The 14989-nt window shown below is 68.2% G+C and carries 13 protein-coding genes, 1 tRNA gene and 1 pseudogene; 11 read left to right on the top strand and 4 right to left on the bottom strand.

Annotated features, from left to right (window positions below):
• The first annotated feature begins 58 nt into the window (after nt 1–58).
• From C5F44_RS03585 to C5F44_RS03560, 6 genes and pseudogenes are all read left to right on the top strand, one after another.
• The gene (locus C5F44_RS03585) at nt 59–1003 is read left to right on the top strand and encodes a carbohydrate ABC transporter permease (RefSeq protein WP_107672120.1); all 945 of its coding nucleotides are present in this window, start codon (nt 59–61) and stop codon (nt 1001–1003) included.
• Entirely contained in the window at nt 1000–1941 is a 942-nt protein-coding gene (locus tag C5F44_RS03580; RefSeq protein ID WP_107672119.1) for a carbohydrate ABC transporter permease, read from the top strand. Before C5F44_RS03585 ends, C5F44_RS03580 begins: the two co-directional genes overlap by 4 nt.
• A gap of 46 nt (nt 1942–1987) precedes the next feature.
• Nucleotides 1988–2188, top strand: a complete 201-nt coding sequence (locus tag C5F44_RS03575; RefSeq protein WP_107672118.1) for a hypothetical protein — start codon at nt 1988–1990, stop codon at nt 2186–2188.
• 4 nt (nt 2189–2192) lie between these two features.
• The gene (locus C5F44_RS03570) at nt 2193–3290 is read left to right on the top strand and encodes an ABC transporter ATP-binding protein (protein WP_107672117.1); all 1098 of its coding nucleotides are present in this window, start codon (nt 2193–2195) and stop codon (nt 3288–3290) included.
• A complete protein-coding gene (locus tag C5F44_RS03565; protein WP_107672116.1) occupies nt 3283–4293 on the top strand; it encodes an ABC transporter ATP-binding protein in 1011 nt (336 codons plus the stop codon). Before C5F44_RS03570 ends, C5F44_RS03565 begins: the two co-directional genes overlap by 8 nt.
• Nucleotides 4290–5911, top strand: a pseudogene (locus C5F44_RS03560) (dihydroxyacetone kinase subunit DhaK). Before C5F44_RS03565 ends, C5F44_RS03560 begins: the two are co-directional and overlap by 4 nt.
• Before the next feature lie 60 nt (nt 5912–5971).
• Here the strand turns inward: C5F44_RS03560 and C5F44_RS03555 are convergent.
• Together C5F44_RS03555 and C5F44_RS03550 are read right to left on the bottom strand one after the other, a co-directional pair.
• Nucleotides 5972–7027, bottom strand: a complete 1056-nt coding sequence (locus tag C5F44_RS03555) for a sugar phosphate isomerase/epimerase family protein (protein WP_107672115.1) — start codon at nt 7025–7027, stop codon at nt 5972–5974.
• Nucleotides 7028–7065: 38 nt separating this feature from the next.
• A complete protein-coding gene (locus C5F44_RS03550; RefSeq protein ID WP_181318175.1) occupies nt 7066–8235 on the bottom strand; it encodes a Gfo/Idh/MocA family protein in 1170 nt (389 codons plus the stop codon).
• A 210-nt stretch (nt 8236–8445) separates the two neighbouring features.
• Here C5F44_RS03550 and C5F44_RS03545 point away from each other — a divergent pair, with 210 nt between their 5' ends.
• Genes C5F44_RS03545 through C5F44_RS03530 form a run of 4 tightly spaced genes read left to right on the top strand, consistent with a single transcriptional unit; the run spans nt 8446 to nt 12612 of the window.
• On the top strand, nt 8446–9495 hold the full coding sequence (locus tag C5F44_RS03545; protein ID WP_235822489.1) for a 3-oxoacyl-[acyl-carrier-protein] synthase III C-terminal domain-containing protein: 1050 nt from the start codon (nt 8446–8448) through the stop codon (nt 9493–9495).
• Nucleotides 9492–10490: an NAD-dependent epimerase/dehydratase family protein gene (locus C5F44_RS03540; protein WP_107672114.1), complete on the top strand. Its 999-nt coding sequence runs from the start codon at nt 9492–9494 to the stop codon at nt 10488–10490. The genes C5F44_RS03545 and C5F44_RS03540 overlap by 4 nt, the downstream gene beginning before the upstream one ends.
• On the top strand, nt 10487–11311 hold the full coding sequence (locus C5F44_RS03535) for an MBL fold metallo-hydrolase (RefSeq protein WP_107672113.1): 825 nt from the start codon (nt 10487–10489) through the stop codon (nt 11309–11311). Before C5F44_RS03540 ends, C5F44_RS03535 begins: the two co-directional genes overlap by 4 nt.
• On the top strand, nt 11308–12612 hold the full coding sequence (locus C5F44_RS03530; protein WP_107672112.1) for a CoF synthetase: 1305 nt from the start codon (nt 11308–11310) through the stop codon (nt 12610–12612). Before C5F44_RS03535 ends, C5F44_RS03530 begins: the two co-directional genes overlap by 4 nt.
• On the opposite strand, the gene C5F44_RS03525 is transcribed toward C5F44_RS03530, so the two are convergent.
• Nucleotides 12573–13946, bottom strand: coding sequence for a dipeptidase (locus tag C5F44_RS03525; RefSeq protein WP_107672111.1), 1374 nt, complete (start codon nt 13944–13946; stop codon nt 12573–12575). The two genes, C5F44_RS03530 and C5F44_RS03525, sit on opposite strands and share 40 nt — an antisense overlap.
• A 60-nt stretch (nt 13947–14006) precedes the next feature.
• On the bottom strand, nt 14007–14216 hold the full coding sequence (locus C5F44_RS03520) for a DUF6324 family protein (protein ID WP_107672110.1): 210 nt from the start codon (nt 14214–14216) through the stop codon (nt 14007–14009).
• A gap of 117 nt (nt 14217–14333) precedes the next feature.
• On the opposite strand from C5F44_RS03520, the gene C5F44_RS03515 reads away from it, so the two are divergent.
• Nucleotides 14334–14410 (top strand) — tRNA-His (locus tag C5F44_RS03515).
• The last annotated feature ends 579 nt before the right edge of the window (nt 14411–14989 follow it).

Genomic DNA, 14989 nt, shown 5'->3' with positions numbered 1-14989 from the left:
GGGGAGGGAGGGCCCGGCGAGACGGCCGTCCCGTCTTGCGCCGCAGCGGGACCATGCCATGACCAACCCCATCGACCTTGCCGCAAGGGCCACGCCCGCCCCCGTCTCGCGCCGCATCCGCGGCCTGTCGGACCGGGCCATCGCCTGGATCTTCGTCGCCCCGACGATCTTTCTACTGCTGGCGATCAACATCTTTCCGCTGATCTGGACGGTGCGGCTGTCCTTCACCAACTACGCCGCCAACAAGCCGAACGCCGAGGTGAAATGGGTGGGCCTGCGCAACTATCAGCGCATCCTGACCGATGACGGCATCTGGGCCACCATGCAGACCACGGCGCATTTCCTGTTCTGGACGCTGCTTCTGCAGGTGGTGATCGGCTTCACCCTGGCCTGGCTGATCAACCGGAAATTCCGTGGCAACGATCTGCTGACCACGCTGATCGTGATCCCGATGATGCTGTCGCCCGCCGTGGTGGGCAATTTCTGGACCTTCCTCTACCAGCCGCAGATCGGCCTGGTGAACTATGTGGTCGAACTGCTGACCGGCACGCCGGCCAGTTCGTTTTCCATGCTGGGGCCGGGCGGGCTGGCGCCCTGGTCGATCATCATCGTCGACACCTGGATGTGGACGCCCTTCGTCATGCTGATCTGCCTCGCGGGTCTGCGGTCGATCCCCGATTACATCTACGAGGCGGCCGAAGTGGACCGCGCCTCGAAATGGCGGCAGTTCTGGACGATCACCGTGCCCATGGTGCTGCCCTTCCTGATGCTGGCGGTGCTGTTCCGTGGCATCGAGAATTTCAAGATGTTCGACATGGTGGCCCTGCTCACCGGCGGCGGCCCCGGCAACGAGACGCTGCTGACCAGCATCGACCTCAAGCGCGAGGCGTTCGAGAAATGGCGGACCGGCTATTCCTCGGCCTATGCCATCATCCTGTTCGTCACGGTCTTCGGTCTTGCGTCGATCTATGTCAAAGCCCTGAACAAGGTGAAGGAAAGATGAGCGCCTGGTCCGTCACCGAACCGTCGAAACTGTCGAAATGGGCGGCCGGTCTGCTGGTCACCTTCTACACCATTGTCACGCTGTTGCCGCTGGTCTGGATCATCTCGACCGGCTTCAAGTCCGGGCCGGACAGCATCAGCTATCCGCCCAAGGTGCTGTTCGAACCCAGTCTCGAAGGCTACGTCAACCTGTTCACCACCCGCACCCGGCTGGGGGCCGAGGAATTCGCCGCCCTGCCGCCGCCCGAAACCTGGTATGACCGGATCGTGCGCGGCAGCGGCATGGTGATCGCCGGCCCGTCGCGCTTTGGCGAACGCTTCCTGAATTCGGTCATCATCGGCTTCAGCTCGACCGCGCTGTCCATCTTTCTGGGCACGCTGGCGGCCTATGCCTTCAGCCGCTTCAAGGTGCCGCTGAAGGACGACCTGCTGTTCTTCATCCTGTCCACCCGGATGATGCCGCCCATCGCCGTCGCCATCCCGATCTACCTGATGTATCGCGAACTGGGCCTCTCGGACACGCATCTGGGGATGATCCTGCTCTATACGGCGGTGAACATCTCGCTGGCGGTCTGGCTGCTGAAAGGCTTCATAGACGAGATCCCCCGCGAATACGAAGAGGCCGCGCTGATTGACGGCTACACGCGGTTTCAGGCGTTCCGCAAGGTGGTGCTGCCGCAGGCGGCGACGGGCATCGCCTCGACCGCGATCTTCTGCCTGATCTTCGCCTGGAACGAATATGCCTTCGCGGTGCTGCTGACCTCGGGCAACGCCCAGACCGCGCCGCCCTTCATCCCCACCATCATCGGCGTCGGCGGGCAGGACTGGCCGGCGGTGGCCGCCGGCGCGACCGTGTTCCTGCTGCCGGTCATGGTGTTCACCATCCTCCTGCGCAAGCACCTGTTGCGCGGCATCACCTTCGGAGCGGTCCGCAAATGAGCAAGACGCCAGCAAGACAGAAGGAAGACGCAAGGAAGACCGTCCGATGACCGGCTTTCTGTCCCGCTTCCTGACCGGCCTTCTTCGCCTGCGCCGCGGCCCGTGGGAAACGCTGTCCACCATCCTGATCGCGCTGGGCGTGGTCATGCTGATGCAGCCCTTCGCGCTCTGGGCCTTCACCTGGTCCTTTCTTGTGACGCTGACCGGCACGGTGATGTTCATCATCACCAGCCATTTCCCGGAGTAAGCCCTTGGCCGAGATCGTCATTCGCAATCTCCGCAAGGAATTCGGCGCCTTCACGGCGGTGAAGGGATCGACCTTCACCATCGGCGATGGCGAATTCTTCATGCTGCTGGGCCCTTCGGGCTGCGGCAAGACCACCACGCTGCGCATGATCGCGGGGCTGGAACTGCCCACCTCCGGCGAAATCCTGATCGACGGCGAAGACGTGTCGCAACGCCCCGCCAGCCAGCGCGACATCGCCATGGTGTTCCAGATGTTCGCGCTTTACCCGCATATGAGCGTTCGGAAAAACATTTCATATCCGCTGGTTAGCCAGGGTATGCCGCGCGCGCAGGTGCAGGCCCGCGTGGCCGAGGTGGCGCGAATCCTGCGGATTGACCACCTGCTGGACAAGGGCGTGGGCGGCCTGTCGGGCGGCGACCGGCAGCGCGTCGCGCTGGGCCGCGCCATCGTGCGCAACCCCAAGGCCTTCATGATGGACGAACCCCTTGGCGCGCTGGACGCCGAATTCCGCGAGATCATGGCCGAGGAGCTGCGCGCCCTGCATGACCGGATGGGCGCGACCACGGTCTATGTGACCCATGACCAGTTGGAGGCGATGCAGATGGGCGACAAGATCGTGGTGATGAACCACGGCGTCGTCGAACAATTCGGCACCCCGCAAGAGATTTACGACCACCCCGCCACGCTCTTCGTGGCCGATTTCATCGGCAGCCCGTCGATGAACTTCCTGCATTTCGAAGGCGGCTTCCGCCCCGGCAGCACCACCGTCACGCTGGCGGGCACCCGGATCGAGGTGCCGCAGCTTCAGGAAGAGGCCGAGGGTCGCAAGCTGGTTCTGGGCGTGCGCCCCGAACATGTGACGCTGACCGCAGACGGCCCCTATCGCGGCCGGGTGGTGGCCACCGAATATCTGGGCACCACACAGATCATCACGCTGGACACCGCGCAGGGCCAGATCAAGGCCCGCGCGCCCTCCGGCCAGCGCGCCAGCGCGGGCGAGACGGTGGGCCTCAGCTTCGCCGCGCCGAAACTGTCGCTGTTCGATCAGGGCACCGGCCGTGCCTTCCGCACGGCGGCCAATGCGGGGGTGTTCCATGGCTGAGGTGGTGCTCTCCGGGCTGAGCCGGTCCTACGGCGCGGTGCAGGCGTTGAAGGACGTGTCGATGACCATTCCCGACGGGTCTTTCGTGGTGCTGCTTGGCCCCACCGGGGCGGGCAAGACCACCACCCTGCGGCTGATCGCCGGGCTTGACCGGCCCGATGCCGGCGACATCCGCATCGGCGGCGCCTCGGTCCTGTCGGACACGCCGGCCATGCGCGATGTGGCGATGGTGTTCCAGCAATATTCGCTCTACCCGCATATGACCGTGCGGGACAATCTGGCCTTTCCGTTGCGGTCGCCCATGATCGCCATGCCGGAAGACCGGATCGCCGCCCGCGTGGCCGAGGTGGCCGAGGTGCTGCGCATCCCGCACAAGCTGGACAACAAGGCGACCGCGCTGTCGGGCGGCGAGATGCAGCGCGTGTCCATCGGCCGCGCGCTGGTGCGCAATCCGCGCATCTACCTGATGGATGAACCGCTGTCGTCGCTGGATGCCAAGCTGCGCGCCGACCTGCGGATCGAGCTGAAGCGCATCCACGCCGATCTGGGCGCGACCTTCCTTTATGTGACCCATGACCAGATCGAGGCGATGACCATGGCCACGCATGTCGGCGTGCTGGACCAAGGCCGTCTGGTGCAGTTCGGCACCCCGCGCGAGATCTACGAATCCCCGGTGTCCACCTATGTCGCCAGCCGGCTGGGCCAGCCGCGCATCACCCTGCTGCCGGCCGATGCCTTTGGCCCCGGTGCGCCGCCGGGCGCGGTCCAGATGGGCTTGCGGCCAGAACACATTGCCCTTGGCGAAGGCCAGGCCGCCACGGTGGGCCGGGTGGAACATCTGGGCGACCAGACCCGGCTGCACCTGAGCCTTGGCCCGCACCAGATTGTCACCCTGGCCGATCCGCATACCCGGCTGGCGCCGGGCGATACCGTGCAGATCCGGCCGCAAACGCCGCTTTGGTTCGACGCCGCCGGAAACCGCCTGCAAGGAGGCCCCGCATGAAACAGTTCATGAATGACAGGGAAACCCTGGTGACCGAGGCCATCGACGGGCTGCTGCGCACGGCGGGCGGGCGGCTGGCGCGGCTGGACGGATACCCGCATATCAAGGTGGTGGTCCGCACCGACTGGGACCGGGCAAAGGTGGCGCTGGTCTCGGGCGGCGGTTCGGGGCACGAACCTTCGCACGCGGGCTTTGTCGGGCAGGGGATGCTGACGGCGGCAGTCTGCGGCGATGTCTTTGCCAGCCCCTCGGTCGATGCCGTTCTGGCCGGTATCCTGGCCGTCACGGGCAAGGCCGGTTGTCTGCTGATCGTCAAGAACTACACCGGCGACCGGCTGAATTTCGGCCTTGCCGCCGAACGCGCCCGCGCATTCGGGCTGAAGGTCGCGATGGTGATCGTCGATGACGATGTGGCGCTGCCCGATCTGCCGCAGGCGCGCGGCGTGGCGGGCACGCTCTTCGTGCACAAGATCGCCGGCGCGCTGGCCGAGGCGGGCGCCGATCTCGACACCATCGCCGCCGCTGCCCAGGGCGTGATCAAGGGCGCCATCTCCATCGGGATGAGCCTTGACACCTGCACCGTGCCCGGCAGCCCCAAGGAAGACCGCATCGGTCAGGGCAAGGCGGAACTGGGCCTTGGCATCCATGGCGAGGCCGGGGTCGAACAGGTTGATTTCTCGGGCGCGCGGGCGGCGATCCAGATGGTCGCGGCACGGCTGGCGCCGCATATGGGCAAGGGCGACCATGTGGCCTTGCTGAACAACCTTGGCTCCACCACGCCGCTGGAAATGAGCCTGCTGGCCGAAGAACTGGCGCGGTCGCCCATTGCGCCGCAGATCAAGGCACTGATCGGGCCGGCCCCGCTGATGACCTCGCTCGACATGCACGGGTTCTCGCTGTCGCTCTTGCCGCTGGACGAAGACCGCGCGCGGCTGCTGGCGGCCCCGGTGGCCCCCATGCCTGGCCCGGCTGCCTGCCCTTGGGGCCGGTGGCGGTGCGGCCCTTGCCCGACGGGCTGGCGCCGATCCAGCCTGTGCCTTCGGCCCATCCGGCGCGGCGGGCGCTGATCGCGCGTTGCTGCGCGGCGCTGATCGCGGTGGAAAAGGATCTGAACGCGCTGGATGCCAAATCCGGCGACGGCGACACCGGCAGCACGCTGGCCGGGGCGGCACGGGCCTTGCAGGCGGCGCTGGACCGGCTGCCGCTGGCGGACCCGACCCAGCTTTACCGCGCCATCGGCATGGAGCTGGCGCAGACCATGGGGGGATCGTCCGGGGTGCTGCTGGCGATCTTCTTCGCCGCCGCGGGCGACGCCTCGGCGGGCGGGAAGGACTGGATCGGTGCGCTTTCGGCGGGGCTGGACCGGGTGATGCAGGTGGGTGGCGCGGCGCCCGGCCACCGCACCATGATCGACGCGCTGGCCCCGGCCCTTGCCGCCTTGCCGCAAGGCGTGGGGGCCGCCGCCGCCGCCGCCCGCGCCGGGGCCGACAGCACCGCGGCCATGACCCGCGCCCGGGCCGGGCGGGCAACCTATCTGTCCGCCGACAAGCTGAAAGGGTTCAACGACCCCGGCGCCGAAGGCGTGGCGAGGCTGTTCGAGGATCTGGCCAAGGCCTGACCTGCGGCTTGCTCTGCACATATCCCATGGGAATCCGGGGGGTGCCCCCCGGAGCCCGGATCAGTCCAGCCCCAGCATCCGGCGGTTCGCGGCCCGGTCGGCACCCGATCCGGCGAAATCGTCGAACGCCTTTTCGGTGACGCGAATGAGATGGGCCTTCACGAAATCTGCCCCTTCGCGCGCCCCGTCCTCGGGGTGCTTGAGGCAACACTCCCATTCCACCACGGCCCAGCCGTCAAAGCCGTATTGCGTCAGCTTTGAAAACACGCCGCCGAAATCGACCTGCCCGTCGCCAAGGCTGCGGAAGCGGCCGGCGCGGTTCACCCAGGACTGGTAGCCGCCATAGACGCCCTGCCGTCCGGTGGGGTTCAGCTCAGCATCCTTCACATGGAACATGCGGATGCGGTCGTGGTAGATGTCGATGTTTTCCAGGTAATCCATGTGCTGCAGGACGTAATGCGAAGGGTCATACAACATGCAGGCGCGGGTATGACTGCCGGTCCGCTCCAGAAACATCTCGTAGCTGATGCCGTCATGCAGGTCTTCGCCGGGGTGGATCTCGTAACAGACATCGACGCCGCAATCCTCGGCATGGTCCAGAATCGGCCGCCAGCGCCGGGCTAGTTCGTCGAATGCCTCTTCCACCAGCCCTGCGGGGCGTTGCGGCCAGGGGTAGACATAGGGCCAAGCCAGCGCGCCGCTGAAGGTGGCATGGGCGGTCAGGCCCAGGTTGCGGCTGGCGGTCAGTGCCTTCTTCACCTGATCCACCGCCCATTCGGCGCGGGCCTTGGGGTTGCCCCGGACCTGCGGCGCGGCAAAGCCGTCGAAGGCGGTGTCATAGGCCGGATGCACGGCCACAAGCTGACCTTGCAGGTGGGTGGAAAGTTCGGTCACGGCGATGCCGTTCGCGGCGGCCTGTCCCTTGAAGTCATCGCAATAGCCCTTCGACGCGGCGGCCTTGTCCAGATCGAACAGCCGCGCGTCCCAACTGGGCACCTGCACGCCCACATAGCCACAATCGGCGGCCCAGCGGGTGATGTCGGGCCAGGTGTTGAACGGCGCGGCGTCGCCGGCGAATTGCGCCAGAAACAGCGCCGGTCCCTTGATGGTCTGCATCGTGCTCTCCCTTCCCCCCGTTTCGGTGCGGTGTGCCGCTAAAGCGCGGGCTTGACCCAGGCCCCGTTGCGCGCGCTTGACCGCACGCAGGCATCGACGAAGGCCACGCCCTCAAGCCCTTCGCGCAGGCCGGGGAAGGTGATCGCCGGGTCCGCCGCTGCGCCGTCGCGCCGCGCGATGATCGCACGGGCGGCCTCGGCATAGATATTGGCGAAGCCTTCCAGATACCCTTCCGGGTGGCCCGAGGGGATGCGCGAGACGCGCGCCGCTTCGGGGCCGGCGCCGGGGCCGTTGCGGGTGATGCGCTGGCGCGGCTGGCCAAGCGGCGTGAACCACAGATAGTTCGGGTCTTCCTGCGCCCATTCGATGCCGGCCTTCGTGCCATAGACCCGCAGCCGCAGCGCGTTTTCGTTGCCCGTCGCCACCTGGCTGCACCACAACATGCCCCGCGCGCCGCCCTTGTAGCGCAGCATCACATGGCCGTTGTCATCCACCCGCCGGCCCGGCACGAAGCGTTGCAGGTCGGCGGCCAGTTCCTCAAGTTCCAGCCCGGTGACGAAACCGGCCAGGTTGAAGGCATGGGTGCCGATGTCGCCGGTGCTGCCGCCTGCGCCGGTGCGGGCGGGGTCGGTGCGCCAGTCGGCCTGTTTCTGGCCCGACTGTTCGATCGGTTCGGCCAGCCAGTCCTGCGCATATTCCACCTGCACCACCCGGATTTCACCCAAGGCACCCGATTGCGCCAGCGCGCGGGCGTGGCGGATCATCGGGTAGCCGGTGTAATTGTGGGTCAGCGCGAAGATCACGCCGCTGGCTTCCGCCGCGCGGGCCAGTCGCTTTGCCTCGGGCAGGGTGGCGGTCAGCGGCTTGTCGCAGATCACATGGATGCCGCGTTTCAGGAACTGCATCGCCACGGGGGCGTGCATATGGTTCGGGGTGACGATGGCCACCGCCTCGATCCCGTCCTTGCGCCGGGCTTCGCGCGCGGCCATGTCGGCAAAGCTGGCATAGGCGCGGGGCACGCCCAGATCGGCCGCCGAGGCCAGCGCCTTTTCCGGCGAGGACGAGAAGCAGCCCGCGACCAGTTCATACTGGTCATCCAGCCGTGCCGCGATGCGATGCACCGCGCCGATGAAGGCATCGCGCCCGCCGCCGACCATGCCCAGCCGGATGCGCGGCGCCCGCGCCACATGCGCGCCTGTGATTGCCATGGAAACCCTCCCCAGGATTCGCCCGGTGTGCCGGGCCGCCCCCGAAAATTGTTAGCGGCAACACCGGGGCCGGTCCAGCTTGGAGTCGCGTTGCGGCTGTGGCGGGGAAGGGCCAGTCGCGCCCATGCGGCGAAGCCTGCCGGGGGATGGAAACCCTGCCTTGCCCTTGCGGCGCTGCGGGGTCTTACTCTGGCAAAAAGGTGTGTCGCCGTGAAACATGATCGCCCCGTTCCCCGCCAGACGGAAACGCCGAAGGCCGCGCCTGCGCTGCTGCCGGTGCGGATTGCCGGCACCGGACACGCCCTGCCCATGGCCGAGGTGACATCGGCCGAGATGGATGCGCGGCTTGGGCTGCGGCCCGGCACGCTGGCCGCCGCGACCGGGGTGGTGGCGCGGCGGGTTTGCGGGGCCGAGGACCAGATCGACCTGGCTGTCGCCGCCGCGCAGGCCGCGCTGGACCGGGCTGGGGTGGGGCCGGCGGACATTGACCTTGTGCTGGGGGCCTGCGGGATTCCCTATCAGACGCTGCCCGCCACTGCGCCGCTGGTCATGCAGCGGCTGGGCCTGCCCGAAGGCCGCGCCGCCGCCTTTGACGTGAACGCGACATGTCTCAGCTTTCTGGCCGCGCTGGACCTTGCCGCGCTGCGCATCGCGGCGGGAATGGCGCGCAACGTGCTGGTGTTCTCGTCCGAAGTCGCCTCGCGCGCGCTGCCCTGGGACGCGCAGCCCGAGGTTGCGGCGCTGTTCGGGGACGGGGCGGCGGCGGCGGTTGTCACGCGGGCGGCGCTGCCGGGGCAGGGCATCCGGGCCAGCCTGATGGAAACCTATCCCGCCGCCTATGACGCCTGCCGCCTTGGCGCGGGCGGCACGCGGATCGACTTTCACCGCGATCCGCAGGGCTTTGCCGCCGAGGCGCGGTTCCAGATGGACGGCAAGGCGCTGTTCCGGGTGACGCATCGGCATTTCCCCGATTTCGTGGGGCGCTTGCTGGCGGCGGCGGGCTGGACGGCGGCGGATGTCGATCTGGTGGTGCCGCATCAGGCCAGCCCGCTGGCGTTGGAGCATATGGTGCGCGAAACCGGCTTTGCGCCGGAGCGGGTGGTGAACATGGCGGCACGGCTGGGCAACCAGATCGCCGCCTCGATCCCCACCGCGCTGGACAGTGCGGCCCGCGATTGCCGCATCTGGCCGGGGGCGCGGGTCTTGCTGCTGGGAACCTCGGCCGGGGTCAGTTTCGGCGGCATGGCGCTGGTGGCATGAGCGGGCCACGGGTGCTGATCACCGGGGCGACCGGCTATCTGGGCGGGCATCTGGCGCGGGCGTTGCAGGCGCAGGGCTGGCCGCTGGTGCTGACCGGGCGCGATGCGGCAGCCTGTGCCCGGCTGGCGGGGCAGGGCCATGCGGTGCACCGGCTTGACCTGGCCGGGGGCTTCGATCCGGCGCTGGCGGCGCGGATCGGCGCGGTCGATGCGGTGGTGCATTGCGCGGCGCTGTCGGCCCCCTGGGGGCGGTGGGCGGCGTTTGAGGCGGCCAATGTCACCGGCACCGCCACCGCGCTGGATCTGGCCGGGGCGCTGGGCGCGCGGCGCTTCGTCAATATCTCGTCCCCCGCGGTGGGATTTGCGCTGCGCGACCAGATCGGGCTGCGGGAAGATGCGCCCCTGCCGCCGCCGATCAACGCCTATGCCCGCAGCAAGGCCCTGGCCGAGCGGCTGGTGCTGGCGCGGGGGGCGCTGGGGCCGGTGACGCTGCGCCCGCGCGGCATCTATGGGCCGGGGGAACAGACGCTTCTGCCGCGGCTGGCGGCGGCGCTGCGGCGGGGGCCGCTGCCGTTGCTGCGCGGCGGGGTTGCGGCCATCGACCTGACCCATGTCAGCGATGTGGTCGGCGCCATTCAGGCGGCGGTTCTGGCCGGTCCGGCGGTGGAAGGGCAGACCTTCCACATCTCGGGCGGCGAGATGGCGCCGGTGCGTGAGATCGTCGCCCGGGTTGGCGCGGCGCTGGACCTGCCGGTCCGCTGGCGCCCGATGCCGCTGCGCCCGCTGATGGCGCTGGCGCGGCTGGCCGAGGCGGTGACGCTGGCCCTGCCGGGCGGGCGCGAGCCTGTGGTGACACCCTATGCGCTGGGGCTGTTCGCGTTCCGGCAAAGCCTTGACCTGACCAAGGCCCGGTCCCTGCTGGGCTGGCGGCCGGTCATGCCCTTGTCGCCCGGGCTGGAAGACGCCTTGGCGGCGGCAAGGGGCGTTGCGGGATGAAGCCGGTTTTTCCCAACAGCGCGACTGTCACCGTGAACGGCCGGCTGGTGCTGCGCAAGGCGCCGCCGGGGCGGGTGGTGCTGAAGGTGCGCTATGGCGTGCTTGTCCACCCGGTTCACGGGCCGGTGCTGATTGACACCGGCTATGGCCCGCAGGTGACGGCAGCGCCGGGGCGCAGCCTGACGCTGCGGCTGTATTCCACCGTCCTGCGGCCGATGCTTGTGGAAGATCAGGCGCCGCAGGCGGTGCTGGCGCGGATGGGGTTCACGCCGGCGGATGTGCGGCTGGTGATCCTGACGCATCTTCATGCCGATCATGTCGCCCGGCTGGACGAATTTCCGCAGGCGCGCATCCTGACCCGGCGCGCGGTGCTGGCCGCCACGCTGGGCCGGTCGCGCTTTGCGAACCTGCATCGGGGCATCTTTCCCGAACTGCTGCCCCCCGGCCTGATGGACCGCTGCACCGACATTGACAGCCTGCCGCGCGTTGCGGCCCCGCTGGGCCTGCCCGATGGCAGCGATCTGTTCGGTGACGGGTCGGTGCTGGCGATGGACCTGCCCGGCCATGCCGAGGGGCATTTCGGCCTGTGTTTCCCGCATCTCGCGCCGCCGCTGCTTTATGCCTGCGATGTGCAATGGCGGGTGCAGGCGCTGGAGCCGGGCCGTGCCCCCGGCTATCCGGCCCGCGCCGTGGCCGAGGATCGGGCCGCCTGGGAGGTCACGACCGCGCAGGTGGCGGCCTTTGCGCGGGCGGGCGGGCAGGTGGTGCTGTGCCACCAGCCGGAAGACACGCCCTTCGATCTGCCTGCGGTCGCCCGATGACCGCGATCTGGCCAGCCGTTGCCGGGTTCGCCGGCACGCTTTGGGCCAGTCGGGCGGGGCAGGGCCGGGCGCGGTTCGAGGCGTGGCAGAAGCGGCAGCTTGACCGCTGGCTGGCCCGCGACCTGCCCCGCGTGGCGTTTTACGCCGATGCGCCGCGTCGCCTGCACGACCTGCCGGTGATCGACAAGGCCATGGTCATGGCCCGGTTTCAGGATTTCAACCGCGGCGGCATCACTGCGGAACAGGGCTGGCAGGCCTTTGCCGGGCCGGGCCGGATTGGCGCTGTCAGCATCGGGGCCAGCACCGGCACCAGCGGCAACCGGATGCTTTATGCCGTGACGCCGGAAGAGCAGGCCCGCTGGGTGGGCACCATGCTGGCCAAGACCGTGCCCGGCTTTCTGTGGCAGCCCGAACGGGTGGCGGTGATCCTGCCGCAAGCCTCGGCCCTGTATGACAGCGCCGGGCGCACCCGGCGCCTGAAGCTGCAGTTCTTCGATCTGGGGCAGGGGGTCGAAAGCTGGGCCGACCGGCTGGCGGCCTTTGCGCCGACCTGCGTGATCGCGCCGCCGCGCGTGCTGCGCCGGCTGGCCGAACTGCCGCTGCCCCTGTCGCCGCGCCGGCTGTATTCGGGGGCCGAGACGCTGGACCCGATCGACCGCGCGGTGATCGAGGCGCGGTTCAGCCTGCCGCTGGGCCAGATCTACATGGCGACCGAGGGGTTGTTTGCCGTGACCTGCCCGCAGGGGCGGCTGCATCTGGCCGAGGATTCGGTTCATTTCGAATTCCTGCCGGTGGGTGACGGGCTGGTGACGCCGCTGATCACCGGCTTTCGCCGCCGCTTCCAGATCATGGCGCGCTACCGCATGAACGACCTGCTGCGCCTGTCGCCCCACGCCTGCCCCTGCGGATCACCCCTGCGCGTGGTGGAGGAGGTGGTGGGGCGGATGGACGACAGTTTCACCTTTGACAGGGCCGATGGCACGGCGGTTCTGGTCACGCCCGATGTGCTGCGCAATGCGGTGCTGGATGCGGCGCGCGACATCACCGATTTCCGCATCTGGCGCGAGGCGCGCGACGGGCTGGTGCTGATCCTGCCGCCCGAGGTGCCCGCGCCTTCGGCACAGGCTGCGCGGGCGGCGCTGCAGGCGCAGACCGCCCGTCGGGGCCTTGCGGTAACCGTCAGCTTGCGCCGCGCGCCGCTTGGATTTGATCCCGGCCGCAAGCTGCGACGGGTTGAAAACCGCTGGCCGGCGGGGGGCGGTCAGCCCGCGCTGCCAAGCGCCTCGAACAGCTTGCCATAGGCGGTCTGGCCGCGGCGGAAGGCATCGAGACGGAAGAATTCGTCCGGGGCGTGCAGGTTTTCATCGTCATGGCTGAAGCCGAACATCACGCCATGCACCCCCAGATGTTCCAGCAGGGTGGTCATCACCGGGATCGAGCCGCCCATCCGCGTGCGATAGGGTTCGCGCCCATAGACCTGCCGCAGCACGTTGCCGGCAATTGCGGTGGCGTTGTGGCCGGGGGGCAGAAGGAACGGATCGGCCCGGCCGGGGTTCTGCGTCACCTCGGCCGTCACGCCGGGGGGCAGATGGGCCAGAACATGATCGCGGATCGCCGCGAATACCCGTTCGGGCGATTGCGTGGCGACCAGACGGCAGGTGATCTTGGCCCGCGCCTCGGCCGGCAGCACGGTCTTGGTGCCGGCGCCCTGCCAGCCCGAGGTGAGGCCGTTCACATCCAGCGTGGGCCGCGCCCAAAGCCGTTCGCGGGTGGAATAGCCCGGCTCGCCAACCGCCGCAGGCGCGCCGGTTTCGGCCAGATAGGCGGCTTCGTCATAGGGAATACGGGCGATGGCGGCCCGATCCGCCTCGGTCAGCGGCAGCACATCGTCATAAAAGCCGTTGACCAGAACCGTGCCGTCCGGCGCCTTGAGCCCGGCCAGCACCTGCGCCAGCGCCAGCGCCGGATTGGCGATGCCGCCGCCATGCAGGCCGGAATGCTGGTCCGACCGCGGGCCGCGCAGGGTGATTTCCAGCGAGACCAGCCCCTTCAGCCCTTCCAGCACCAGCGGCTGATCGGGTGCCCATTGCAGGCCGTCGGCGGAAAAGATCATGTTGGCCTTCAGCCGGTTGGCCTGGGCCGCCACAAAGGGCGGCAGGTCGGGCGAACCGATTTCCTCTTGCCCCTCGAAGAAGAACTTCACGTTCACCGGCAGGCTGCCCTGGCTGCGCAGTATTGCTTCGAAGGCAAGGATCGGGATCAGCATCCCGCCCTTGTCATCCGAGGCGCCCCGGCCCCAGACGCGCCCGTCGCGGACCTGCGGGTCAAAAGGCGGCGTGGTCCACAGATCGAAGGGTTCGGCGGGCTGAACGTCGAAATGGCCGTAGATCAGGATCGTGGGCCTGTCGGCCCCGGCATGTAGCCAGTCGGCGCACACGACCGGGTGGCCGGCGGTTGGCAGAACCTCGGCGTTCTCGGCCCCGGCGGCGGTCAGGCGCGCGGCAACCCAGTCGGCCGCGCGGCGCACATCGGCCATGTTCTCGGGCTTGGCCGAGACCGAGGGGATGCGGATGAACTCAAGCAACTCATCCACGAACCGCGGCTGTTCGCGATCCAGGTAGTCTTGCCACGTCATGGCCGTGCCTCCTGCTGATGCGGGCAGTCTAGGCAGCGGCGCGGCGGCGGCAAGGGGCGGTTACCGGCGGCGGCCCTTGCCTTCGGCCACGGCGCGGGCGGCCTCGGCGGCGGCGCGCAGTTCTTCGGCGATGTCCTCGGCCTCTTCCGGGGCGAAGTCGAGCGGCAGTTCGATGCCGCCATCGGCCTCGATATAGATGCGCACCATGCCCTGATCGGTGGGACCGATCTGGATGTTGGCGGCGATGTCGCTTTGCTTGTTGATGCTCATGGCGGTCCTCCGGCCTGTGACCCCAGCGCCTAGCGCGGGCGCGGCCATTCTGCAATCCTGCTGCTGAAATCCGCCTCTTGCAATCGCGGGCGGGGGCGCGTAAATGCCGCCCCGAGTGCCGGCTTAGCTCAGTTGGTTAGAGCACCAGATTGTGGATCTGGGGGTCCCCCGTTCGAGCCGGGGAGTCGGTACCACTCTTCCCCCACATCATATGTCTTCGCGGTCCGTTGTGGCGCAGGCTCTTGCCCGCGCGGCGCCGGGCAGAACCCGCGTTTGCGGGCCGGGTATGGCGAAATTCACCTAAGTGCGACGGGCATGAACTGTCTCATGGCCTGTATCGGCTGGCCTGACAGGGATGGCGGGCGTCCTGTCGCGTGACGCCGGATGTTTCGTCAGTTGTCGCATTTTGAAGCATGACCGGCTGCGCAACGGGTGCGCCGTGCCTGCCTTGGTCTGTGGTTCCGATATGGCCGATATTTGGTATTTCAGCTTCCGTTTGGGAAAAATGAACGGCGCTCATGGGGCTGATTGGGAAGAAATTTCGCCATATCGTGCACGATGCCTGGCCGGGCGCCGGTGTTGTGGCGCGGCACTTCTAACGTCTTGATGTGTCGTGAAATGTTATGCGTGTCGTGGGGTGTTTTGTGTGACGTGAAACGCTTGACGTTTCGCCAGTGGTATGGTGCATAGGTGAAGTAACTTAGTGGATCATATCCACATGTGCGAATCGGGTTTGTGATCGTGATGGTTCTGGATTTTGTAGATGGTTTGTC

The organism is Fuscovulum blasticum DSM 2131 (assembly GCF_003034965.1).
Lineage (GTDB): Bacteria > Pseudomonadota > Alphaproteobacteria > Rhodobacterales > Rhodobacteraceae > Pseudogemmobacter > Pseudogemmobacter blasticus.
This window is presented reverse-complemented; position numbering and strand designations above follow the sequence as displayed.

What these genes read in the sequence shown, in the direction of transcription:
- C5F44_RS03540 (WP_107672114.1), top strand. Translation starts at nt 9,492, where the DNA reads ATGAGCGGGCCACGGGTGCTGATCACCGGGGCGACCGGCTATCTGGGC.
- C5F44_RS03550 (WP_181318175.1), bottom strand. Translation starts at nt 8,235, where the DNA reads ATGGCAATCACAGGCGCGCATGTGGCGCGGGCGCCGCGCATCCGGCTG.
- C5F44_RS03585 (WP_107672120.1), top strand. Translation starts at nt 59, where the DNA reads ATGACCAACCCCATCGACCTTGCCGCAAGGGCCACGCCCGCCCCCGTC.
- C5F44_RS03575 (WP_107672118.1), top strand. Translation starts at nt 1,988, where the DNA reads ATGACCGGCTTTCTGTCCCGCTTCCTGACCGGCCTTCTTCGCCTGCGC.
- C5F44_RS03525 (WP_107672111.1), bottom strand. Translation starts at nt 13,946, where the DNA reads ATGACGTGGCAAGACTACCTGGATCGCGAACAGCCGCGGTTCGTGGAT.
- C5F44_RS03535 (WP_107672113.1), top strand. Translation starts at nt 10,487, where the DNA reads ATGAAGCCGGTTTTTCCCAACAGCGCGACTGTCACCGTGAACGGCCGG.
- C5F44_RS03580 (WP_107672119.1), top strand. Translation starts at nt 1,000, where the DNA reads ATGAGCGCCTGGTCCGTCACCGAACCGTCGAAACTGTCGAAATGGGCG.
- C5F44_RS03555 (WP_107672115.1), bottom strand. Translation starts at nt 7,027, where the DNA reads ATGCAGACCATCAAGGGACCGGCGCTGTTTCTGGCGCAATTCGCCGGC.
- C5F44_RS03565 (WP_107672116.1), top strand. Translation starts at nt 3,283, where the DNA reads ATGGCTGAGGTGGTGCTCTCCGGGCTGAGCCGGTCCTACGGCGCGGTG.
- C5F44_RS03530 (WP_107672112.1), top strand. Translation starts at nt 11,308, where the DNA reads ATGACCGCGATCTGGCCAGCCGTTGCCGGGTTCGCCGGCACGCTTTGG.
- C5F44_RS03520 (WP_107672110.1), bottom strand. Translation starts at nt 14,216, where the DNA reads ATGAGCATCAACAAGCAAAGCGACATCGCCGCCAACATCCAGATCGGT.